The organism is Halomonas sp. HL-93 (genome assembly GCF_900086985.1).
Lineage (GTDB): Bacteria > Pseudomonadota > Gammaproteobacteria > Pseudomonadales > Halomonadaceae > Vreelandella.
In genome coordinates, this window is sequence record NZ_LT593974.1 from 284941 (window position 1) to 308132 (window position 23192).

Annotated in this window: 17 protein-coding genes and 1 pseudogene; 10 read left to right on the plus strand and 8 right to left on the minus strand. The window is 58.6% G+C overall.

Translation table 11 applies throughout. The annotated features are described in order from the left end of the window. Positions 1 to 65 precede the first annotated feature (65 nt). The 5 genes from GA0071314_RS01290 to katG all read left to right on the plus strand — a co-directional run bounded on the left by GA0071314_RS01290 (position 66) and on the right by katG (position 8572). Positions 66 to 1640: a Re/Si-specific NAD(P)(+) transhydrogenase subunit alpha gene (locus tag GA0071314_RS01290; protein WP_074394948.1), complete on the plus strand. Its 1575-nt coding sequence runs from the start codon at positions 66 to 68 to the stop codon at positions 1638 to 1640. A gap of 16 nt (positions 1641 to 1656) precedes the next feature. After that, positions 1657 to 3099: an NAD(P)(+) transhydrogenase (Re/Si-specific) subunit beta gene (locus tag GA0071314_RS01295; protein ID WP_074394949.1), complete on the plus strand. Its 1443-nt coding sequence runs from the start codon at positions 1657 to 1659 to the stop codon at positions 3097 to 3099. A gap of 152 nt (positions 3100 to 3251) precedes the next feature. Next, the gene (locus GA0071314_RS01300) at positions 3252 to 5009 is read left to right on the plus strand and encodes an ABC transporter transmembrane domain-containing protein (RefSeq protein WP_074394950.1); all 1758 of its coding nucleotides are present in this window, start codon (positions 3252 to 3254) and stop codon (positions 5007 to 5009) included. Between the two features lie 79 nt (positions 5010 to 5088). Beyond that, the gene (locus tag GA0071314_RS01305) at positions 5089 to 6099 is read left to right on the plus strand and encodes an aldo/keto reductase (RefSeq protein WP_074394951.1); all 1011 of its coding nucleotides are present in this window, start codon (positions 5089 to 5091) and stop codon (positions 6097 to 6099) included. Between the two features lie 316 nt (positions 6100 to 6415). Next, positions 6416 to 8572, plus strand: coding sequence for a catalase/peroxidase HPI (gene katG / locus GA0071314_RS01310; RefSeq protein ID WP_074394952.1), 2157 nt, complete (start codon positions 6416 to 6418; stop codon positions 8570 to 8572). Positions 8573 to 8650: 78 nt separating this feature from the next. Here the strand turns inward: katG and GA0071314_RS01315 are convergent, their stop codons facing one another. Continuing rightward, on the minus strand, positions 8651 to 9103 hold the full coding sequence (locus GA0071314_RS01315) for an Rrf2 family transcriptional regulator (RefSeq protein WP_074394953.1): 453 nt from the start codon (positions 9101 to 9103) through the stop codon (positions 8651 to 8653). A gap of 208 nt (positions 9104 to 9311) precedes the next feature. Here GA0071314_RS01315 and hmpA point away from each other — a divergent pair, with 208 nt between their 5' ends. Further along, positions 9312 to 10490 (plus strand): NO-inducible flavohemoprotein, encoded by a 1179-nt coding sequence (gene hmpA / locus GA0071314_RS01320; protein WP_074394954.1) that lies wholly within the window; start codon positions 9312 to 9314, stop codon positions 10488 to 10490. On the opposite strand, the gene GA0071314_RS01325 is transcribed toward hmpA, so the two are convergent. The 3 genes from GA0071314_RS01325 to GA0071314_RS01335 are packed head-to-tail and all read right to left on the minus strand — an operon-like array spanning position 10487 to position 12887. Further along, positions 10487 to 11422 carry a biotin-dependent carboxyltransferase family protein gene (locus GA0071314_RS01325; protein ID WP_231896495.1) on the minus strand — a complete coding sequence of 312 codons (936 nt, stop codon included), beginning with the start codon at positions 11420 to 11422 and terminating at the stop codon, positions 10487 to 10489. The genes hmpA and GA0071314_RS01325 overlap by 4 nt on opposite strands. Continuing rightward, complete coding sequence (pxpB, locus tag GA0071314_RS01330; RefSeq protein ID WP_269449423.1) at positions 11419 to 12138, minus strand: 5-oxoprolinase subunit PxpB; 720 nt, start codon at positions 12136 to 12138, stop codon at positions 11419 to 11421. Before pxpB ends, GA0071314_RS01325 begins: the two co-directional genes overlap by 4 nt. Further along, the gene (locus GA0071314_RS01335) at positions 12135 to 12887 is read right to left on the minus strand and encodes a 5-oxoprolinase subunit PxpA (RefSeq protein WP_074394955.1); all 753 of its coding nucleotides are present in this window, start codon (positions 12885 to 12887) and stop codon (positions 12135 to 12137) included. The genes pxpB and GA0071314_RS01335 overlap by 4 nt, the downstream gene beginning before the upstream one ends. Positions 12888 to 13165: 278 nt before the next feature. On the opposite strand from GA0071314_RS01335, the pseudogene GA0071314_RS01340 reads away from it, so the two are divergent. The 3 genes and pseudogenes from GA0071314_RS01340 (at position 13166) to GA0071314_RS01350 (ending at position 16105) form a co-directional block, all read left to right on the plus strand. After that, positions 13166 to 14149: pseudogene (locus tag GA0071314_RS01340) on the plus strand (TRAP transporter substrate-binding protein). A gap of 63 nt (positions 14150 to 14212) precedes the next feature. Further along, on the plus strand, positions 14213 to 14776 hold the full coding sequence (locus GA0071314_RS01345) for a TRAP transporter small permease (RefSeq protein WP_074394956.1): 564 nt from the start codon (positions 14213 to 14215) through the stop codon (positions 14774 to 14776). 24 nt (positions 14777 to 14800) lie between these two features. Next, positions 14801 to 16105, plus strand: coding sequence for a TRAP transporter large permease (locus tag GA0071314_RS01350; protein WP_074394957.1), 1305 nt, complete (start codon positions 14801 to 14803; stop codon positions 16103 to 16105). Between the two features lie 14 nt (positions 16106 to 16119). Here the strand turns inward: GA0071314_RS01350 and GA0071314_RS01355 are convergent, their stop codons facing one another. Next, a complete protein-coding gene (locus GA0071314_RS01355; protein ID WP_074394958.1) occupies positions 16120 to 17652 on the minus strand; it encodes a sensor domain-containing diguanylate cyclase in 1533 nt (510 codons plus the stop codon). Positions 17653 to 17832: 180 nt separating this feature from the next. Here GA0071314_RS01355 and GA0071314_RS01360 point away from each other — a divergent pair, with 180 nt between their 5' ends. Continuing rightward, positions 17833 to 20511: an EAL domain-containing protein gene (locus tag GA0071314_RS01360; RefSeq protein WP_074394959.1), complete on the plus strand. Its 2679-nt coding sequence runs from the start codon at positions 17833 to 17835 to the stop codon at positions 20509 to 20511. Here GA0071314_RS01360 and GA0071314_RS01365 read toward each other — a convergent pair. The 3 genes from GA0071314_RS01365 to iolG form a co-directional block, all read right to left on the minus strand. Then, positions 20508 to 21254 (minus strand): sulfite exporter TauE/SafE family protein, encoded by a 747-nt coding sequence (locus tag GA0071314_RS01365; RefSeq protein ID WP_074394960.1) that lies wholly within the window; start codon positions 21252 to 21254, stop codon positions 20508 to 20510. The genes GA0071314_RS01360 and GA0071314_RS01365 overlap by 4 nt on opposite strands. Before the next feature lie 100 nt (positions 21255 to 21354). Beyond that, the gene (gene iolB, locus GA0071314_RS01370; protein ID WP_074394961.1) at positions 21355 to 22158 is read right to left on the minus strand and encodes a 5-deoxy-glucuronate isomerase; all 804 of its coding nucleotides are present in this window, start codon (positions 22156 to 22158) and stop codon (positions 21355 to 21357) included. An 11-nt stretch (positions 22159 to 22169) separates the two neighbouring features. Then, the gene (gene iolG / locus GA0071314_RS01375) at positions 22170 to 23177 is read right to left on the minus strand and encodes an inositol 2-dehydrogenase (protein ID WP_074394962.1); all 1008 of its coding nucleotides are present in this window, start codon (positions 23175 to 23177) and stop codon (positions 22170 to 22172) included. Positions 23178 to 23192: the final 15 nt, after the last annotated feature.

Consider the following 23192-nt stretch of genomic DNA (forward strand, 5'->3'; position numbering starts at 1 on the left):
TTAGCGTTATTGATTGCCAGCGGCCATATCGACGTTTTATCGAGCCTCAACAAAGGAGAATAAAAGTGAAAATTGGCGCACCGAAGGAAAGTGCCCGGGGGGAGGCGCGCGTCGCGCTCACCCCCGAGAGCGCCCAACATATCCAAAAGCTGGGCCACGAATGCCTGATTGAAGCCGGCGCCGGTGAGGCAGCGGGCTTTAATGATGACGCTTATCGCAACGCGGGCGTCAGCGTGGTGGACGGCGCCGAGGCGCTCTGGCGCGACGCCGAGGTGGTCATTAAAGTCCGCGAGCCTTCCGACGCAGAAGTAACGTTACTGCGCGAAGGACAAACGCTGATTGCCTTCTTCTGGCCCGCACAAAACGAGGCGTTGCTGGAAGCCTGCAAGGCCCAGGGCGCGACCGTCATCGCGATGGACATGGTGCCGCGCATTTCCCGGGCACAGAAGATGGACGCGCTGTCGTCCATGGCCAATATCGCGGGCTACCGCGCGGTCATTGAAGCGGGCAACAACTTTGGCCGCTTTTTCACCGGGCAGGTAACGGCGGCTGGCAAGGTGCCGCCTGCCAAAGTGCTGGTGGTCGGGGCTGGCGTGGCTGGCCTGGCGGCGATTGGTACGGCGACCAGCCTGGGCGCGGTTGTGCGCGCCTTCGATGTGCGTCCCGAAGTGTCCGAGCAAATCGAATCCATGGGCGCAGAGTTCCTGTTCCTCGAGTTTGACGAGAAGACCCAGGATGGCGCCGAGAGCGGTGGCTATGCGGCACCCTCAAGCCCAGAGTTCCGCGAGAAGCAGCTTGCCTGTTTCCGCGAGCAAGCACCGGATGTTGATATTGTCATCACCACCGCGCTGATTCCCGGCAAGCCCGCCCCCAAGCTGTGGCTTGAGGATATGGTCGCGGCGATGAAGCCCGGCTCGGTGATTATCGACCTGGCGGCCGAGAAAGGCGGTAACTGCGATCTAACCAAGCCCGACGAGCGGGTAGTGACTGATAACGGCGTGGTGGTGGTTGGCTACACCGATTTCCCCTCGCGCATGGCGACTCAGTCGTCGCTGCTTTACGCCACCAACATCCGCCACATGTTGACCGATCTAACGCCTGAAAAAGACGGCGTGATCAACCACAACATGGACGACGACGTGGTCCGTGGCGCGACAGTGACCCACCAGGGCGAAGTGACCTTCCCGCCACCGCCGCCCAAGGTGAAAGCGATTGGCGCGGCCAAACCCAAGAAGAAAGAGAAGGAGCCCACGCCGGAGGAGAGAAAGGCCGCCGAGCACGCGGCGTTCAAGGCGCAAACCAAGCGTCAGGTGGGTTTGTTGGCCGCAGGGGGCGCGCTGATGCTGCTGCTCGGCCAGGTGGCGCCGACCTCATTCATGCAGCATTTCATCGTGTTCGTGCTGGCCTGCTTCATCGGTTTCCAGGTGATCTGGAACGTCAGCCACTCGCTGCACACACCCTTGATGGCCGTGACCAATGCGATTTCGGGCATCATCATTCTCGGCGCGATTTTGCAGATCGGCACGAGTAGCGTGATCGTGGGCATATTAGCCGCCATCTCGGTGCTGATTGCGTCCATCAATATTGTCGGTGGCTTCCTGGTGACACGCCGGATGCTTGCCATGTTCCAAAAATCCTAAGCAGCGGAGAAACGATATGTTAGGTCAAGGATTCGTATCTGCTGCGGCGATCGCGGCAAGCGTTTTGTTCATCCTCTCGTTGGGGGGATTAAGTAACCAGGAAAAAGCCAAGCGAGCGGTGTGGTACGGCATCGTCGGCATGGCGGTTGCGGTCTTCTTTACCGCCTTTGGTCCAGGAATCGGTGGCTACTGGTGGCTGATCCCGATGATGATCATCGGCGCCGGCATCGGCGTTTACCTGGCGGGCAAGGTCGAGATGACCGAAATGCCCCAGCTGGTGGCCGCCCTGCACAGCTTTGTCGGCCTGGCGGCGGTGTTCGTCGCCTGGAGCGCGGACCTGGAGCGCCGCCGGGTAATGGCGGCGCAGGCAGCGGACGCCTCCATGGAGCAGTTTTCCGCTTTTGCAGCGCTGGTGGCCACGAAAGCACCTGACGAGCTGATGTTCCTGCAAATCGAGGTGGTGTTCGCCATCTTTATCGGTGCGGTCACCTTCACTGGCTCGGTCATCGCCTTCGGTAAGCTAGCGGGCAAGGTCGATGGCAAACCCCGTCAGCTGCCCGGTGGGCATATGCTCAACGCCGGGGCGGCTGCGGTGTCGCTGCTGCTGGCGATTCTGTACCTCAACGGCGCGGGCTTCTGGACGCTGATCCTGCTGGCGGCGCTTTCGTTCTTTATCGGCTACCACCTGATCATGGGCATCGGCGGGGCGGATATGCCGGTCGTGGTCTCCATGCTCAACAGCTATTCCGGCTGGGCGGCGGCGGCCGTCGGCTTTACGCTGTCGAACGACCTGCTGATCGTCACCGGCGCCCTGGTGGGCTCTTCCGGTGCGATTCTGTCGTACATCATGTGCAAGGCGATGAACCGCAACTTTATCAACGTCATTCTGGGCGGCTTTGGCGGCAGCCAAGGGCCAGCGGCGGAGATTGAAGGCGAGCAGGTGGCGATTGATGCCGGTGGCGTTGCCAGCGCGCTTAACGACGCCGACAGCGTGATTATCGTGCCGGGCTATGGCATGGCGGTGGCTCAGGCGCAAAGCGCGGTGAGCGACCTGGTTCGCAAGCTGCGCGCGGCCGGTAAAGAGGTGCGTTTTGGTATCCACCCGGTGGCGGGGCGTTTGCCGGGGCACATGAATGTGCTGCTGGCCGAGGCCAAGGTGCCCTACGATATCGTGCTGGAAATGGACGAAATCAATGATGATTTCGCTTCGACCGATGTGGTGATCGTGATTGGCTCCAACGACATCGTCAATCCGGCCGCCGAGGAAGACCCCAACAGCCCGATCGCTGGCATGCCGGTGTTGAAGGTCTGGGAAGCCAAGCAGGTATTTATCTGCAAGCGCGGCCAGGGGACCGGCTACTCGGGTATCGAGAACCCGCTGTTCTTCAAGGAAAACAGCCGCATGTTCTACGGCGATGCCCGAGATAGCCTGAATACGCTGTTGCCGTTGGTTGAGTAGCCTTTAGCGACTCATGCAACGATTGAACTGTTAAGTACTGAGCCCGCGATCGATCGCGGGCTTTTTTTATCATTACTATCCAACCGATGGCTGCATGCAACCCGCTTGCCTGCTATGTTCACTAACCGCTTCTTCTGCTGAATGTACCCACCATGACCCAACGCCCTAATCCCCGTGTATTGCTGCGCTTGCTGGGTCTGCTGCGCCCTTATCGTCTGCGCCTGGCGTTGGCTGGTCTGGCGCTGTTATTGGCGTCGGGCAGCGTGTTGTTGCTGGGCAATGGGCTACGACTGGTCATCGACCGCGGTTTTCTGGCGGCGGATGATCAGGCGCTGGCCCAGACACTTGGTTTGATGCTGGCCGTGGTAACGGTGCTGGCGATGGCCTCCGCGTTGCGTTATTACCAGGTCACCTGGATTGGCGAGCGCCTGGCGGCCGACCTGCGTCAGCGCGTGTTTGACCACTTGCTTAGCCTGGAGCCGAGCTTTTTCGAGAGCGCCAGTGACGGTCGTGCCGCCGGGGAAATCGCTTCGCGTCTAACCGCAGATACGAGTGTGTTGCAGAGCCTGTTTGGCTCCTCGGTATCGTTGGCCCTGCGCAATGTGGTGATGCTTATCGGTGCGGTGGTGTTAATGCTGATCACCCAGCCGTGGCTGTCGGCGATGGTGCTGGTGGGTATCCCGGCCACGCTGCTGCCGATCGTGTGGTATGGCCGCCGGGTGCGGCGACTTTCACGCACCAGTCAGGACCGGGTCGCCGAACTTGGCCGCTATGCCGAAGAGGCGCTGAGCGGTATCCAAACGCTCCAGGCGTTTACCCACGAAGCGGAGGATAAAACCCATTATGGTCAGCGCGTGGAACAGGCGTTTGGCAGTGCCGTGGAGCGTACCCAGCAGCGCGCCTGGCTGACCGGTATCGCTATGCTGGTGGTGTTTGCCGCCGTAGGGCTAATGCTCTGGCAGGGTGGTCAGGCGGTGTTGGCCGGCACCATGAGCGCGGGTGAACTTTCGGCGTTTATTTTTTATGCGGTATTAGCGGCAGGGGCCATTGCCACGCTGGCAGAAGTGGCGGGGGATGTGCAGCGCGCGGCAGGCGCGGCGGAGCGGCTGCTGGAGCTGCTTGATACCCAGCCCGCTATCCAGTCGCCCGCAAACCCGCATGCCCTGCCTAACCCGCCGCGTGGCGAGATTACGCTGAAAAATATTAGCTTCACCTACCCCGGCCGGGAAACACCAGCGCTTGAAGGGTTTGATCTGCATATCCAGCCGGGGGAACGGGTGGCCGTGGTAGGGCCTTCAGGGGCGGGCAAGAGCACGCTCTTGGCACTGCTGTTGCGCTTTTATGACCCATGCCACGGGCGCATTACGCTTGATGGCATGGACATCCGCACCCTGGACCTTGCCGCTCTACGCGGCACTATGGGGCTGGTGGCCCAAGAGCCGGTGCTGTTCAGCGGCTCGGTGGCTGACAATCTACGCTATGGTGACCCTGACGCGACAAGCGAAAGGCTGCGAATTGCCGCTCAGGATGCCAGCGCCCTGGATTTCATCGACGCGCTTCCCCAGGGCTTTGATACCCCGCTTGGCCCGGGTGGCGTGCAGCTTTCCGGCGGTCAGCGCCAGCGCCTCGCCATTGCCCGCGCACTGCTCAAAGACCCCGCCGTGCTGTTGCTGGATGAAGCCACCAGTGCTTTGGATGCGGAGAGTGAGCGTCTGGTGCAACAGGCGCTGGACCGGTTGATGGTCGGGCGCACCAGTATCGTGATTGCCCACCGGCTGGCCACGGTAATCGCCGCCGACCGCCTGCTGGTGCTCGACGGCGGCCGGTTAGTGGCGGCGGGGACGCACAGTGAACTGATCAACTCCAGTGCGCTTTATCGCCATCTCGCAGCGTTGCAGTTTGGCGGTTAAACGTTATAAAACGGTGGATAGATCAATCATCGTCGTTACCCAGTAGCGCCTCCAAAGTTGCTCAAGCCGGAGAATGTCCATGTCGAGCTTTTTTCACCGCCTCAGCGCCGTTAACGCCCCGTCTATTGGCCTTGGCTGCATGAATCTTTCCCACGGTTACGGCCAGCAAGTGCCCGAGCAGGAGGCGCTGCGCACTCTTGATGCGGCGTTCGATATGGGCTATCGCCACTTTGATACCGCAACGCTATACGGCGCCACCGCCAACGAAACCCTGCTCGGCCGAGCGCTGAAGGGCAAGCGTGCGTATGTACTGCTGGCCAGCAAGTGCGGCATGGCGATTGAGTCGGCTTCGGGGAAACGGGTGATTGACGGGCACCCTGACACGCTGCGCCGCCAGTGCGATGCCAGTCTCAAACGTCTGCAAACCGACCATATCGACATGTATTACTTACACCGGCTCGACCGACAAGTGCCTATTGAGGAGAGCGTCGGCGCCCTCGCTCGGCTGGTCGATGAGGGTAAGATTGGCAGCATTGGACTATCGGAGATTTCCGCGGCTACCTTGCGTCGAGCACGCCAGGAAGCCCCGATTGGCGCTGTTCAGTCGGAGTACTCGCTGTGGACGCGCAACCCCGAAATTGCCCTGCTAGACGCCTGCCGCGAGGCGGGGACGGCGCTGGTGGCATTTAGCCCGCTCGGACGCGGTTTTTTAGCCGGGGCGGTTACCGATCCCAGCCGTTTGCCGGAGGGCGATATGCGCCGCCACATGCCGCGCTTCAGCGCGGATAATTTTGCCCATAATCGGGCGCTGCTCGAAGGTGTGTCACGCCTAGCCGAGTCGTTGGGCGTCACGTCTGCGCAACTGGCGTTGGCATGGGTAAAAGCCCAAGGCGACGATGTAATACCCATTCCTGGTTCGACATCGCTTGACCATATTCGCGAAAATCTGGCGTCCGAGACACTGTCTCTGGAGGCTAACACCTGCCAACAGTTGACCGCCATGTTGACGCCCGGGCAAGTGGCTGGCGGTCGTTACAGTGACACACAGCAGGCCGATATCGACACGGAAGAATTCCCTATCACTGTGTAAAACCAGGCTGTGCAGCGTTGCTCCTATGGCTACCATCGCTGCGTAGACAGGGGTAGGTCAGTGGTGTACAAGAATTGGCACGGTTACGTTAGAACGCGCTCTTTTAAACCGGTTTCCAAACTGATTTACGGCAAAATAAATACTATAGCTCCAGGCTATTAAAGCAGTCGTTAAATGCAAATTGTGACTATGGTGTTAGTGCTTTAAAACAGTATCAGGAAAAACGAGGTGCGCGCGGGGCCATGTAGGCTAGCGAGCACCCACTGATGGTCGTCTTGGTACTTACCAAGTACGAAAGCAATAAGGGGAGAAAAAAATGAGCGGCAAATGTCCGGTAATGCACGGTGGGAATACCTCCACAGGCACCTCCAACAAGGACTGGTGGCCCGAAGGTCTCAACCTGGATATTCTCCACCAGCAAGATCGCAAATCGAACCCAATGGATCCCGACTTCAACTATCGGGAAGAAGTCAGAAAACTCGACTTCGATGCGCTCAAGCAAGAAGTGCATGCGCTGATGACTGATAGCCAGTCTTGGTGGCCAGCCGACTGGGGCCACTACGGCGGCTTGATGATTCGTATGGCATGGCACTCTGCAGGCACCTACCGTATTGCTGACGGTCGTGGTGGCGGTGGCACCGGCAGCCAGCGTTTTGCCCCGCTTAACTCTTGGCCTGATAACGTCAGCCTGGACAAGGCGCGTCGTTTACTGTGGCCGATCAAGAAAAAATATGGCAACAAAATCAGCTGGGCCGATCTGATGATCCTGGCCGGCACGGTTGCCTATGAATCTATGGGTCTGCCGTCCTACGGCTTCTCTTTCGGTCGTGAAGATATCTGGGAGCCGGAAAAAGACATCTACTGGGGCGATGAAAAAGAGTGGTTGGCGCCCTCCGACGAACGTTACGACGACGTCAACAACCCAGAAACCATGGAAAACCCGCTGGCTGCGGTACAAATGGGGCTTATCTACGTTAACCCCGAAGGTGTCAACGGCCAGCCTGACCCCCTAAAAACCGGTCAGCAGATCCGTGAAACTTTCGCCCGCATGGCGATGAATGACGAAGAAACCGCCGCACTGACGGCCGGTGGCCACACCGTAGGTAAGTGTCACGGTAACGGTGATGCGGCGGCGCTAGATGCGGAACCGGAAGCCTCTGACGTTGAGAATCAAGGCCTGGGTTGGGGCAACCCGACCATGGGTGGCAAGGCGAGCAACGCTGTTACGTCAGGCATCGAAGGTGCCTGGACAACTCACCCGACCCAGTTTGACATGGGCTACTTCGACCTGCTGTTCGGCTACGAGTGGGAACTGAGCAAAAGCCCTGCCGGTGCCCATCAGTGGGAACCAGTAAACATCAAGGAAGAAGACAAGCCGGTTGACGCCAGCGACCCGTCAATTCGTCATAATCCGATCATGACCGATGCGGACATGGCGATGAAGATGGACCCGACCTACCGGGCCATCTGTGAAAAGTTCATGGCCGATCCGGAATACTTTAAAAAGACCTTCGCCAAGGCGTGGTTCAAGCTGACCCACCGCGATCTGGGGCCCAAGTCGCGCTACATTGGCCCGGAAGTGCCTGACGAAGACCTGATCTGGCAGGATCCGATTCCGGCCGGTAACACCGACTACTCCATCGAGAAGGTCAAAAAGCAGATTGCCGAAAGTGGCTTGAGCATCAGTGACGTGATCACCACCGCTTGGGACAGCGCGCGTACCTATCGCGGCTCTGACATGCGCGGCGGTGCCAACGGTGCGCGTATCCGTCTTGCGCCGCAAAAAGACTGGGCGGGCAACGAGCCTGAGCGCTTGGCCAAGGTACTGGCGGTGTACGAAAAAATCTCGGCTGAGTCCGGTGCCAGCATTGCCGACGTAATCGTGCTGGGCGGCAGCGTAGGTATCGAGAAAGCGGCCAAAGCCGCCGGCTACGAGATCCTTGTGCCCTTCACGCCGGGACGCGGCGACGCGACCGACGAGATGACCGATGCCGATTCCTTCGCGCCGCTTGAGCCGCTGGCCGATGGTTTCCGCAACTGGCAGAAGAAAGACTACGTGGTGAAGCCGGAAGAAATGCTGCTTGATCGCGCCCAGTTGATGGGCCTGACCGGTCCGGAACTGACCGTGCTGGTCGGCGGTATGCGCGTCCTTGGCACCAACCATGGTGGCACCAAGCATGGCGCCTTTACCGACCGCGAAGGCCAGTTGACCAACGATTTCTTCGTCAACCTGACCGATATGGGTAACGCCTGGAAGCCAGCGGGCAACAACACTTACGAAATCCGTGATCGCCAAACGGACGCCGTCAAGTGGACTGCCTCGCGCGTTGACCTGGTGTTCGGGTCCAACTCGCTGCTGCGCTCCTACGCGGAAGTCTACGCCCAGGACGATAACGAAGAGAAGTTCGTTAAAGACTTCGTCGCTGCCTGGACCAAAGTAATGAACGCGGACCGCTTTGACCTCATCGTCTAAGTGACCCCGTGATCGATAAGGGCGCTGCCATCAGGCAGCGCCCTTTTTTTATCGCTGCGTTTTGTCGCTCAGGGCTGGCTAGGCTGTTATGTCCAGCGCAGGGATGCGCAATAGCTGGCGTAGCTGAGGCAGTCGCTCTTCCAGCAAGTCTGCCAGGGTGTAGCGGTCCAGCACTGCAAAAAATGCCTCAAGGGCATCGTTGAGCACCGGCGGTAAGCGGCAGGCGGGGGTGATCACGCAGGCGTTTTTATCGCGAAAGCATTCCACCAGGCCAAATTCGGGTTCGGTATCGCGCACCAGCGCGCCCAGCCGGATAGTGGCCGGGTCGCGCTTCAGCCACAGGCCGCCGTTTTTGCCGCGCAGGGCGGTGAGATAGCCTTTTTGATTGAGCTCCTGGACGATCTTCATCACGTGATGGCGCGAGACGTTATAGGTCGAGGCGATTTCGTCGATCGTCGCGCGCTCCTCGCCTTTCACCGCCAGGTACAGCAGCACGCGAATGGAGTAATCGGTAAAACTGGTCAGGTGCATAAGCAGTCCGCGCGGGTCGAATGGCTCAAACCATCATTGTACGGTGAATCGGGACCAAGGCGAAGCGCGTCCAGGACGTGTTTCAACGCGGGGGAGTCGAGCGCTGTGGCAGATTGTCGCTATGGATTGGCGGGCATATTTAAAGATGTATTATGGATACTACTTTAATAAAAAGACACGTCGTATCACCCAATCCGCGAGGCTCACCATGCTGACTCAAGACCAAGAAGCGTTAATTGCCGCCACCGCTCCCGTCGTGGCGGAACACTTGAATACCATCACCCAGCGTTTTTACCCGCTGATGTTTGAGCGCTACCCGAGTGTGAAGCCGCTGTTCAATCAGGTTCACCAGCAAAACGGCGCGCAACCAAGGGCGTTGGCAGGCGCTGTATTGGCTTACGTGGGGATTCGTCAGGACCCGGCCAAAGCGCGCCAAACACTCGAAACGGTCGTCAATAAGCACGTGTCGCTGGGCATCGAGCCCTATCAATACCCGATTGTCGGTGAGTGTCTGATGATGGCGATAGGCGAGGTATTGGGCGACGCCGTCACCCCTGAAATCGCCGATGCATGGAGCGCGCTGTACCAGGAATTAGCCGACCTGCTGATCGATCTGGAAGAAAAACGCTACCAGGAATTTGAACAACGTGAGGGTGGCTGGCGGGGCACGCGGCGCTTCCATGTGGCGGATAGTCAGCAGGAAAGCGCGGTAATTCGCTCGTTTATCCTGGAGCCCGAAGACGGCGGTCCGGTGGCTGAGCATGCCCCTGGCCAGTATATCGGCGTCAAGGTGACTATCGATGGCGAGCCGGTACATCGCCACTACAGTTTATCAGCAACGCCCAACGGTCGGGCCTATCGGCTGTCTATCAAGCGCGAAAGCGACGGTCGCGTCAGCCGATACTTCCACGACCAGTTAGCCAATGGTGGGGTGGTTGAGCTGCTTCCCCCGGCGGGCGAGATGACGCTGGTACCCGGCGACGCCCCGCTGATGTTGATCAGCGGCGGTGTGGGCCAGACCCCACTGTTGCCGATGGCCAAACAAGCACTTGGTCAAGGGCGCCGGGTGGTTTATCTGCACGCGGCACAAACCCCTGAGTATTGGGCCTTTGCCGATGAGCTACGCGCGCTTGAAAAGGCTTACCCAGAACAGTTCAAACTGGTCACCGTGTTTGAACAAAGCGCTGAGGGCGATCATCAAGGGCGCATTAATCAGGCGCTATTGGCCGACTATTTACCCGAAGGCGCGCACTGCTACTTCGTTGGTCCCCACGGCATGATGGAAGTCGTCGAGCAGTCGCTCAAGCAACTGGGCGTGGCGGAATCGCACCGCCATTACGAACACTTCGGTCCTGCCATGCCCCTTAACGCGGTTAACGCTGCCTAAGCAGTAGCCCACTGGGCGTGTTGCCGACGGTAGTCGGCCTGGGCGTGGCTGGCGCTGACCGGCATCAGCCACACCTCGGTGCCGGGCAGGCATTGCGCCAGCGCCGCGCAGGCGCTCGGCGTCAATGCCCCCAGGCGCGGGTAGCCGCCAATGGTCTGGCGGTCGTTCATCAATACAATGGGCTGGCCGTCGGGGGGTACCTGCACCGCCCCCAGCGGTATGCCTTCCGAAACGATGCCGGTCAGGGTTCCGCTGAGTACCGGACCGGTTAACCGTACGCCCATGCGGTCGGCGCGGTTATCCACCTGCCAGGGCGTGTTGAACGCCTGATAAAGGCTGCGGCCGGAAAAGCTCGACGCCTGGGACCCCAGGACCATGGGCAGGCGACAGCCTGACGTCGGCATCACCGGCCCAACCCCATCAGGCAGCGTGCGCGAGGAATGGTCGTTGCCCTGCCAGGTTAAACGCTCGCCCGCCTTGAGTGGCTGTCCGTCTTCGTTGAGGCCGCCCAGTTGCTCGCGCGCGGTGCAGGCGCGACTGCCCAGTACCTCGGGTGCGTTGAGCCCCCCGGGAAACGCCAAATAGGCACGCAGGCCATGGCGAGGCTGCTGAAATACCAATTGCTGACCTGAGCGCAGGGTAAAGCTGGCGTTCGGCGCCAGCGGTTGGCCGTCCACCGTCGCGGCTAAATCAGCGCCGGTCAGCGCCAGCGTAATTTCGCCGTGGGCTTTTAGTGTCAGGCCTCCGCCCATGACGATTTCCAGCGCCGCGCTGTTCAGCGGGTTGCCCAATAGCCAGTTGGCCCAGTAAAACGCGATCCAGTCGGCGGCGCCGCCTTGAGTCACGCCCAAATGGCCGACGCCGAAGCGACCGGCATCCTGAATCAGCGCCAGCGGGCCTGCTTGTTTGACCTCCAACATGGCTTGGCTCACGGGCGTTCCTCCATGGGCGTGGTATCGCCGCCCTGGTCCTCGAACTCGGCGCGGGAAATCGACCGAAAGCGCACGCTATCGCCGGGGCGCAATAACGGCTCGCCGCGTTTGGCGTGTTCAAATAGTGGTACGGCGGTGCGCCCCAGCAGGTTCCAGCCGCCGGGCGAGGGCAGCGGATAAATAGCGGTTTGGCGATCGGCGATGCCCACACTACCTGCAGCCACGTGACGCCTCGGGGTCGTCAGGCGCGGGGTGGCGATGGCGTCATCCACCAACCCCATGAACCCGTATCCCGGCGCAAACCCCAGCGCAAACACGCAGTACTCATCCTGGCAGTGCTGGTCGATAAGCTCGGCAATGCTCATTCCCGCCCGCTTGGCCACCCGCGCAAGGTCGGGCCCGACGCTCTCGTCATACCACACGGGAATTTCATGGCGTTGGCCTTGCCGGGTATCGGCGGGCGACAGGTCGGCCAGAGCGTCTCGAGCGCGTGCCAGGGCTTCCGCGTGGCTGAGCTGGCGGCAGTCGTAGTGCAGCAATAGCGTGGTGTAGGACGGCAGCAGGTCGACCAGCGTCTCGCCAAAGGCATCGCGCAGCGCATGGTCGGCGGCCAGAATCCAGGCCATGTTGGTGACGTCGATGGTATCGAACAGCCTCACCATCAAGGCTTCCATGCCAGCGGTTTCAATGCATCGTTTTTCAATACGTCGTTTCACGCCGACTCCAGGTCGTTGAACGCCTCGCGAATGGCGCGCACTGCGGCCACCGATTCAGGGTTGTCGCCGTGCACGCAGAGCGTGTCGCAGGGCAAGGCTAGCGAGGTGCTGTCGCGGGCGGTGAGCGGCTCGCCCTTGGCCAGCATGACGGCCTGGTCAACGATGGTGGTCTGGTCGTGGTGGACGGCGTCGGGAAGCCGCCGCGAGGCCAGGTGGCCGTTGGCTTCGTAGGAGCGGTCGGCAAAGGTTTCAAACCAGATGGTGAGGCCCAGCTTGTCGGCCAGTTCGCGATGCGGTTCAGGGTTGGCGGTGGCCATCACCATCAGCGGCAGACGGGCGTCGAAGGCGCGCACCGCGCGCATCACCCCTTCGAGCAGCGCCGGGTTGGCGGCCATATCGTTGTACATGGCACCGTGGGGTTTGACATAGCTGAGCTGGGTGCCCTCCGCCTGGCAGATACCCGCCAGGGCGCCCATTTGATAGAGCACCATATCCTCGACTTCGCCGGGCGAACAGGCCATGGAGCGGCGGCCGAATCCCATCAAATCCGGGTAGCCCGGGTGCGCGCCGATACGCACCTTGTGCTTGGCCGCCAGCCTGACCGTTCGGCGCATGACGTGCGGGTCGGAGGCATGGTAGCCGCAGGCGATGTTGGCGCAATCGACATGGGGCATGACCTCGTCGTCCAGGCCGATCGACCAGTTGCCAAAACTCTCGCCCATATCGCAGTTGAGTAGCGGAAGGGTCATGGGGCCTCCTGTTGTTATTCACGCGCCTGTCGAGCGACGAATTAGCGCGTCATCGAATCTCTATTCACTATATGGACGGGGTGCCGTCCCTGCCAGGCGTTTTGGGCGTCGCCAAGGGTATCGTGCTGTTATGCCGTGGAAAAAGGGTTGACGCACAAGCACTGTAAGATTATCAACGACACTACGCTATAGCTTAAAGGTGATGAAAAAGCACCGCCTACGTCAAGCTCGCAATAACATGACGCAACATCACAATATCGATAAGAGGGCTTTTGATTATGCGTACGTCCATTGCAACACCACTTATTTTAGCCACAGCGTGCAGCCTCGCCGCGTCTGCCCAGGCCGCCGAATGGACAATGGCAACGCCTTATGGCGACGCCAGTTTCCATACTAAAAACACCAAACAATTTGCCGAAGATGTCGCCGAGGCAACCGATGATGAGTTGACCATCAACGTGCAAAGCGGGGGCTCCCTTGTGTCCCACGGTGAGATCAAGCCATCGGTGCGCCGCGGTACCATCGATGCGGGGGAAGTGTTTCTCTCGGTACTCTCCAATGACGACCCGATTTTTGAGGTCGATACCCTGCCTGGCGTTGCAGGTGGCTACGATGAGGCTTACGCGCTTTGGGAAGCGACCAAACCAATGATTACCGAGCTATTCGAGGAAGAAGGTTTGATTCCGCTTTACGCGGTTGCCTGGCCTGCCCAGGGCATATACACCGACGAGTAATTGAGCGATCCGGAGCAGTTCGACGGTTTGCGCGTGCGTGCGCCCAACATCAATACCCAACGGTTTATCGAAAACCTGGGTGGCAGCCCTACCGAAACGGAAGAGTCGGACATTCCTACGGCGTTTAGCACTGGCCGTGTAGATGCCATGATTACCTCAAGCTCCACGGGCAACTCAATGTCGGCCTGGGACTATGTCTCGCATTACACCGATGCCAACCTGTGGCTGCCGAAAAATATCGTGTTTATCAGCCAGCGCAGCTTTGATGCATTGGATGAAGATACCCAGGAAGCGCTGTTAGAGGCGGCTGAGAAAGCTGAAGAACGTGGCTGGGAAATGAGTCGTGAAGACAACGAAGCCAGTCTTGCCAAGCTTGAAGAAGAAGGCATTACCGTTGCTGAGCCCAACGACGCCGTCTCTGAGGCGTTGCAGGAAGCAGGCGATGAGCTGTTCGCTGATTGGGAATCGCGCGCCGATGACCAAGCCAAGGAAGCGCTTGAGTCTTACCGTGACCAGCTCGACGATTGAGGCACCCATCAAGCGGTGCAGGGGGCTACCCTTGCACCGCTTTGCGCGTAAGAGGCCGAAGCCATGACATTCAAATTCGATAAGCTCTATCGGCTGGGCGCTTGGGGGGCTGCGCTTTGCATGATAGCGATTTGCGCGCTGATAGCGTTTCAGGTGTTTTTTCGCATGGTCGATGCACTGTTAGTGATGGCGGGTATCGCACGGCTAAACATTAGCATTACTGGCGTCTCTGAAATGGCGTCTTACCTGCTGGTGGGCGCTACCTTCTTGGGGTTGGCGTATACCTTCGTTCACCATGCGCATATACGCATGACACTGCTGATTTCACGTTTGCCCTCGGTGTTACGGGTGTGGTTCGAGGTATTTGGCTTGATCGTTGCCATTACGCTAAGCCTATTGCTTTGCTACGGACTGATTGCGTTGGCCCGCGAGAGCCTGGCGTATAACGATGTCTCCTCTGGTTTTATGTCGATTCCATTGTGGATCCCGCAAACCGTGCTAGCCACCAGCGTTGCCTTGCTGTGTCTGGCGTTGATTGAGGCGCTGCTGATGGCGTTGCGCATTGCGGCCCAGGATCCTTCGCGTTTTCGCGAGGTAATGGCCCGCGATGAACGCGACGAACCCTGATCCTCATTTTGTTGGAGACACCTCGTGCTATTACTTAGCGTAGTCACCGTTTTAACCCTGCTTGTGCTGTTGGGCAGCGGCGTGTGGATCGCCTTTGCGCTGATTGGCACCGCCTGGATGGCGCTGGCCATGTTCAGCACTTTTGACCCAGGCTCCGTGTTGGCATCGGATTTTTGGGGGGCCAGCTATGGCTGGGACTTAACCGCGTTGCCAATGTTTATCTGGATGGGGGAGATACTGTTCCGCTCGGGGCTTGCCGATAACATGTTTCGTGGGCTTTCGCCCTGGCTAAACCGTTTCCCCGGACGTTTGCTACACACCAATATTATCGGCAGCGGTATGTTCGCAGCGGTTTGCGGTTCGTCGGCGGCCACCTGTGCCACCGTAGGCAAGATGACCCTGCCGGAGCTTGAGCGGCGCGGCTACGACAGCAACATGGCGATTGGCACCCTGGCGAGCGCCTCGACGCTTGGGCTGCTGATTCCGCCGTCTATCGTGCTCATCGTCTACGGCGTGGTGACCGAGCAATCTATCTCACGACTTTTCATGGCGGGGATTGGCCCGGGTATCATGATCCTGGCGCTGTTCATGGGGTATCTGGTGCTGTGGTCACTGCTCAAGGGAAATCGCGAGGGACTCACCGGCGAAGACGAATCGAGCATGAGCTTTGCCGAAAAGCTGCGTAACACCTGGTCGTTGATACCCATCCTGCTGTTGATAGGTGGGATTATCGTATCGATTTACGGCGGGCTGGCGTCGCCCACCGAGGCGGCGGCAGTCGGCGTGGTGTTGTCGATGCTGATCGCTCGCTGGAACGGACATTTCAACCGCGATATCTTTCAAGACTCACTTTTTGCGGCGGTACGCACGGCGTGTATGATCGCCTTCATCATTGCCGGGGCGTCGTTTCTTACCTCGGCCATGGGCTTTACCCAGGTGCCGATGAAACTGGCGCAAGCGATTGGCGAAATGGGGCTTTCACCTACCATGCTGCTGGTGGCGTTAACCTTGCTGCTGCTGGTGATGGGCTGCTTTTTGGACGGCATTTCACTGATTTTGCTAGTGACGGCGATCATAATGCCGCTGGTGGAAACCGCCGGTTTTGACCTGATCTGGTTTGGCATTTACTTGGTGATCGTGGTCGAAATGTCGCAGATTACTCCGCCCGTGGGTTTCAATCTGTTTGTGATACAGGGCCTCACCGGCAAGGATATTTTGACCATCACCAAAGCCACGCTGCCGTTCTTTCTGCTAATGCTGGTGGCGATTGCCTTGATGCACGCTTTTCCAAACATTGCGCTTTACCTTCCCTACGCAATGAATCGGTAAGCTGGGCGTCTTGCTTACTGATGTCCGTAAATGGAAATGCCGCTGCGCCCGGTGTGCTTGATGAAGTACATGCTTTGGTCGGCGGCATCGATAAGTTCTCGGCCGGTTTCAAAACCGCCGTCGCTCAGGCAGGCAATGCCAATCGACACAGACACGAAAAGCGGCGTGCCCTCGATTGTTTCCATCGGTGTTTCTTTCAGGCGCTTGGCAATGCGCTTGGCGAAGCGGTACGCCCCTTTGGCGAACTCATCGGGAAGAATAATCAAAAACTCTTCGCCGCCGTAGCGGCCGGCTAAATCGCCTTCGCGGACCAGCGAGCCCAACACTTGGCCAAAGCGCTCCAATACGCGGTCGCCGGTTTGATGACCAAAGCGGTCGTTGAGTTTTTTGAAGTGGTCGAGATCGATAAAGACCACCGACATGGTGCGGTCTTGCTCCCGACAAAGCTCAAAACGCCGATTTAACTGCTCCTCCAGCCAAGCCCGGTTGGCAAGCCCGGTGAGCGTATCACGCCGGCTACGCTCCTCCAGTTCGGTTTGGCGCTGGCGCAGGCACTCCAGTTCTTCCTGCTGGGCGTCTAAACGCGCATTGAGTGCAAGTGTTTGTTGGAAGAGCAGCTGCTGCGCTTGAATAATCAACGCTTCGTTGTCGTGCGCTGACGGCATCGTGAGCTCGAACAGGTCTGCCAGTGTTGGCAGCTGACGTTGTACGTTGTTCAATAAATCTTTCAGCGAGATATTGGGTGTGGTGCCCAAAGACTTAAGTTGCCGTATGAGCGTAACAAGGGCCTGGCTTGGATTATCCGATAGCCAGGCATCGGCGATCGGGCCCGAGAGGCGTAAGCAGAGCAGGTATGTATCCGTTTGCGCGGTAATCTCATGGTGACTGTCACTGATCGCTTGGGCCAGTGAAACAGGTACGCCCCATTTAGCCGCGAGCCAGCCCCCTACGGAGGGGTGGTCACAGCCAAAACGTGTGCGCTCGCCTTGGCTGATCTGCGCGTGAGAACGGGGGATGCTATCGTACAGTTCATGAGCATCCTTGGGGTAAACCGCTAATAACGCCAGCATGCCGATGTCTTGGAGTAGCGCGGCGGTAAATACAAAGCTTGCGCGGTCGGGACACAGCTGCTCGGCGAGATAGCGTGCCGCAATGGCGGAGACGATGGAGCGCCCCCAAATACGCTGAATGTGATCATCTGCACGTCGGTCGCGCCAAAGGCTAAAACTCATCACCGCGGCGAGTGTGGCGTCCAGGCCCAGCCGAGACGTCGCCTCAAGACACGAATGCGCTTCTGTATGGTGACGCGCATAAAACGCACTATTGGCAAGAGAAATCAGCCGCAGCGTCAACGCCGGGTCTTGCTCAATGGCATGGCCGTAATCGTTCAAGGTGGCATCGGGGCATCCGGCGACTTCTAATACGCGAATCGCAACCGTCGGTAGTGTTGGCAGCTTAGTGCATTGCGTCAAGTCACTCTGCAAAAAATCAGGCAGGGCGGGTGTAGCCAGCTGCTCTGTGTTATCACTAATGATAATGCCCGTCATATTGGCTCCTCTTATGTTACTAGCTTAGAGCCCCGGCTATTATTTTTCACCTTATATTGTTAGAAGGTTGGCTAATACCTTGGACGGATACAGCGATTCTCAAGTAATCGTTTAGTAGGAGTGCTTCACCGTCAAGGCACTTCAAGATAAGCTGAGTTAAACAGGGCAGTGAGTAACGCAATGCACACGGGGATCGAAGCGGCGGATATCTTTCGGCAGTTGGCTGAAGGCATGGGGCAGACGGGCACGCCCCAGTTTTATCCAACGCTGGTGGAGCGGCTGTCCAATCTGCTGGGCGTTGACCATGTATTTGTCGCCAGCGTCAGCGAAGAGAACTGTGCGCAAACGTTGGCGGTTTGGTCAAATGGCCGTCATCTACCCAATATTACCTATTCTCTGGCCGGCACTCCCTGCGAGAGCGTGGTGGGGCACGCGCCTTGTCTTTACTCTTGCGGCGTGCAACGCCGCTTTCCACACGACCATTTACTTGAAGAGCTTGGGGCCGAGAGCTATATGGGCATGCCGTTATTCGCCAGCGACGGCACGCCCATTGGCTTACTGGCGCTGCTTAAAAATTCGCCCATGTCACTGGATGGCCTAGCCAGCGAAGTGCTGAGTATCGTGGCGGCTCAAGCCGGTGCGGAGCTGGGGCGTCAGCAGGCGGAGGCGGCGCTTAAGAACAGCGAGGCAGCGGCTCTGGAAAGCGAGCGGCGTTTGGATACGCTCCTCAATCATCTTCCGGGCATGGCGTATCGCTGTCGAAACGATGACGACTGGACGATGGAGTTGGTCAGTCAGGGTGCTTATTCACTCACCGGTTACCACCCACATGAACTGGTAGGCAACCAGCTCATCAGCTTCGCCGAACTGACACATGCCCAGGATGCATCGCGAGTGTTTCATGAGGTGCAGAAGGCCATTGATGATAAACGCCCTTACCAAGTGATTTATCGACTTCATCATCGCGATGGCCGTTTACGCTGGATGTGGGAGCAAGGCCAAGCGGTGTTTGATGAGGCAGGCGACGTTGCTTGCCTGGAAGGGTTTATCTCCGATGTTACCGATAATCACGAGGCACAGCGCGTTCAACAAGCGGTAATGCAGGTAGCCTCAACGGTTACTTCCCGCGTGGGTGATGATTACTTTCAGCAGTTAATCGGTACCCTGGTGGAGCTGTTGGATGCCGATGGTGGCTTTATTGCGGTGCTCAATCGGCCTTCCCACGAGGCCACCGAGCGTTCCCGTTTGGCGGCCACTGTCAGTACGGTGAGCGTCATCGCTGACGGTGAGCCTCTCAGAAATCAGACCTTTGTGTTGAGTGGGTCGCCCAGCGAACAAGTGGTCAGCGAACGCGAGGCCGTGGCCCACAGTGGTCAATACAAGCCGATTCCGGGAAAAGCGATTCAAGCACAGGCCTGGATAGGCCGCCGCTTGGACAACGCCGATGGCGAAGCAATTGGGGTGATGATGGTGTTCTACCGCGAGCCGCTCAACACCAACGCTTTTGCGACCTCTGTACTGCGCATTTTATCAACCGGGGCCTCGGCTGAGTTGGAACGCCGACGTGACCAGCGCCGCATGTACCAGCTGGCTTATATTGATGGCACTACGGGACTTGCGAACCGTGTGCGCTTTATGGAAGTTCAAGCCAATATGCTGCGCGAGGCCGCCCAAAAGCATCACTCGCTACGCTTGATCCTGCTCGATATTCGCCGCTTTAAAGAAATCAATGATACTCACGGTCATCAGGTGGGTGACCAATTGTTGGCCACCATCGCAGGCCGTTTGCAGCATGCCATTCCAGAAGGCAGCACCTTGGCACGCTTATCCGGTGATGAATTTGCGATACTCGTGACCAACCCTAGCGAAGCGCAATTGACCGCTACGTTGGACGGCCTATGCGACGCGGTAGGTAAAACCATTCGGCTGGAGCACAATGCCTTCAACCTGGAAGTGAGTATCGGTTTTGCTTGCTACCCAACCGATGCTTCGGTGGCCGGTGAGCTATTCAAAGCTGCCAGTATTGCCTTGCATCACGCTAAGCGCGATGGCGGCGTATGCCCCTTTAGCCATGACATGATGCGTCTTCAGCGGCGTCGCCAGAAAATGGCAGAGCGTTTGCATCAAGCCGTGGTTGATAATCGCCTGTCACTTTGTTATCAGCCACAAGTGAATCTCGAGACCGGCCAACTGACCGGTGCTGAGGCGCTGTGCCGATGGTACGAACCTGGTTGGGGCTGGATCAGCCCCGGTGAGTTTATTCCTCTAGCGGAGGAGCGAGGGCTGATTCGGGTGTTAGGCGATTGGGTGCTAGCGGAAGCCTCAAGGCAATTGGGCGTATGGCGGGCTCAGGGAAAGACCTTGCCAGGGCGGCTTTCGATTAACATCGCCGCCCAGCAGTTTGCCGACCCGCAGTTGGCTTCGCATATCGCCGACATCACCCAAGACGTGCCCGCATCGGCATTGGCGTTGGAGCTTACCGAAAGTGACTTTATGCGTGACCCCGACCAAGCGGTCGCGATTACCCAGGCGATGCGTGCAGCGGGATATGCGCTGTATATTGATGACTTTGGCACGGGATATTCATCGCTCTCTTATCTGCGACGTTTCGCACCCGACGCGCTTAAAATCGATATCTCGTTCGTACGCGACATGCTCGACAATCAGCATGATCGCGCTATCGTGCAGACCATTATTGCCATGGCCAAAGCGCTTGAAATGAAAACCTTGGCTGAAGGGGTGGAGCATCAGGAGCAGGCCACACTGCTGGCCGATATGGGTTGCCTTGAAGCGCAGGGGTTTTTATTTGGTCGCCCCCAGCCAGCCGATGAATTTGCCGCCGAGTGGTTAGCTCGCTAGCCGCTTAGTGCCTGCCAAATCAGATTAAAGCCGACCAAAAACATGGCCAGAATCACCAGGCGGTAAAACAGCGCTTCGTTGACGCGGCTTTGTAGCCAAAGGCCGTTGCGTACGCCGATCCAGGCGATGGGTACCAGCACTAGCGAGGCCCAGGCGCTGGTCACGTTAATCTCGCCAAGCCACATGTACGGCGCCAGCTTGATCACGTTGACCACGGCAAAGGTGACGGCGCAGGTGGCGATAAAGGTTTCTTTCGACAGCTTACGCGGCAGCAGGTACACGTTCAGCGGCGGTGCCCCCGCATGGGCCATGAAGCTGGTAAACCCGCAGACGCTCGCCGCAGGCAACGCCCAGCGGGCGGAAATCGGCTTCTTGGCGACGGGTTTCAGCAGCATATAGGTGGCGAATAGCAAGGTGATCACGCCGAGCGTCAGGCGCAAGCCCTGTTCGCTCAGGCTGTCGAACAGCAGCGTCCCTACCGCCACGCCGATAAACAGCCCCGGCACAAAGCGCCATACCTCGGCCACCGCCTGCCTGCCCCACCACGCCTTCACCGCAAACACATCCATTACCAGTAACAGCGGTAATAAAAGGCCCGCCGCCTGCGCCGGGCTGATCGCCAGCGCCATCAACGGCACCGACAGCGTGCCGAAACCACCCGCAAAGCCGCCTTTGGAAACGCCGGTGAGGTAGACCGAAAACACAATCAGTAGCCAGGCGATGAGGGAGTAGTCGGGGAGCATAGGTCTCTCTCGATTTTAGCGGTCAATAAAAAGCCCCGCATTAAGCGGGGCACGACAGCATAGCACTAGATAAATGTTAGCGGGCAAATGGTGTGGCGGTTTAAGACTGCATCAACCACTCGTGGTCGGGGTCATTATGAAACTTCCACACGCGTTTAGGGCCCGCCATCACGTTCAAGTAATAAAGCGAGTAGCCGTGAGCCGCGCCCACTGGGTGGTAGCCTTTGGGCACCAGCACACAGCAGCCGTTTTCGACCGCCATGGTCTCATCAAGGCTGCGGTCATCGGTGTAGACACGCTGAAAGGCAAAACCCTGAGCGGGGTTAATACGGTGGTAGTAGGTTTCTTCCAGCAGCGACTCATGGGGTAAGTTATCCACATCGTGTTTGTGGGGCGGATAACTCGACCAGTTACCCGCGGGTGTGAATACTTCCACCACCAGCAGGCTATCGGCGGGCTCGGTTTCCGGCAAAATATCGTGCACATGGCGGGTGTTGGTGCCCTGGCCACGGGTGCTCTGCTTGATGTTGTCAGGCGCGATCAGCCTGGGGGCGTGATTGCCATGCCCAGGGGCGGCGCACACCGCTAGCTCTAGATCCGTTGTCGCTTCCACCGCGTAGCTAACCCCATTGGGCAGATAAACCGCGTAGGGCGGGATTTGCTCAAAGATATCCATGCGCTCGCCGATATCTTCAAAGCGGTGCTCGCCGCAGGTCACCGTGGCGAGCCCGGTGAGCAGCACCAGACAGACTTCATGGTTATCGCTGCTGGCCTCCAGGCGCTGACCTTTGGCGAGTGTGTGCACCCGGAAGCCAACGTGCGTCCAGCCAGCAGACTTCGGGGTAACGTCGATCACGGTGCCTTGGGCATCTGGGGCGGTGGGGTGAACCAGTAGTGAAGCCATAGGTTGCTCCTTTATTTATCAAGGTCGGCATCAGCCTGAAGCAGGATTTTGCGGCCTCCGCGCATCGAACGTTCTGCTGCGTCGGCGAGGCGCAATGCTTCCAAGCCATCCTGGGCGCCTGCAAGAGGGGCACGCTTTTCGCGCCAAGCATCGACAAAGTCGCCAATCTCTAATCGATAAGCCTCGGCGTAGCGTTCTAAGAAAAACCACTTGGGTTTCTCTTCCACTTGGCCTGCTTCACCAGTGAAGCGTAGACGGGTGTCGCTTTCGTTTTGTGCTTGGAGCATGCCTTGGCTACCAAAGGCTTCGATGCGTTGATCGTAGCCGTAGCAGGCGCGCCGTGAGTTGCTGATTTGGCAGAGCTTGCCACTGGCGGTGGTGAGCGTGACCATGGCGGTATCTATATCCCCCGCTTCGCCAATGGCTGGGTCGATAATGCTACTGCCGACGGCAAAAACACTCTCGATGGGTTCATCAAGTAGCCAGCGCGCCATGTCCAGATCGTGGATCATCATGTCCCGGAACAGGCCGCCGGACTCAGCCACATACTCGGCAGGCGGGGGAGAGGGGTCGCGGCTAATAATTGTCAGCGTTTCAAGTGCGCCAATACGCCCTTCGGTAATCGCTTTTTTCAGTGCTGCAAACTGAGGATCGTGGCGGCGGTTAAAGCCTAGTGCACAGGTCACAGGATGCTCACTGAGTACCTGCAGAGCATCTCGCGTACGCGCTAAATCCAGGGCGATGGGTTTTTCGCACAGTACGGCTTTGCCAGAACGGGCGGCACGTTCCAGATACTCCGCATGAGTAGGCGTGCTGGAGGCAATCAGGACGGCATCAATGGTGTCGTCTGAAAATATCTCATCAACGGAAACCGCATTGCTACCGTACTGTTCGGCCAGAGCTTCCGCGGCGGGCTGGTGAAAATCGGCCACGGCGGCCAGCGTAACGTTCGGGTGTGAGTGAATGGCCTGGGCATGCACCTTGCCGATGCGGCCAGCGCCGATAAGCGCGAGTTTCATAAGCTCTCCTGCGTT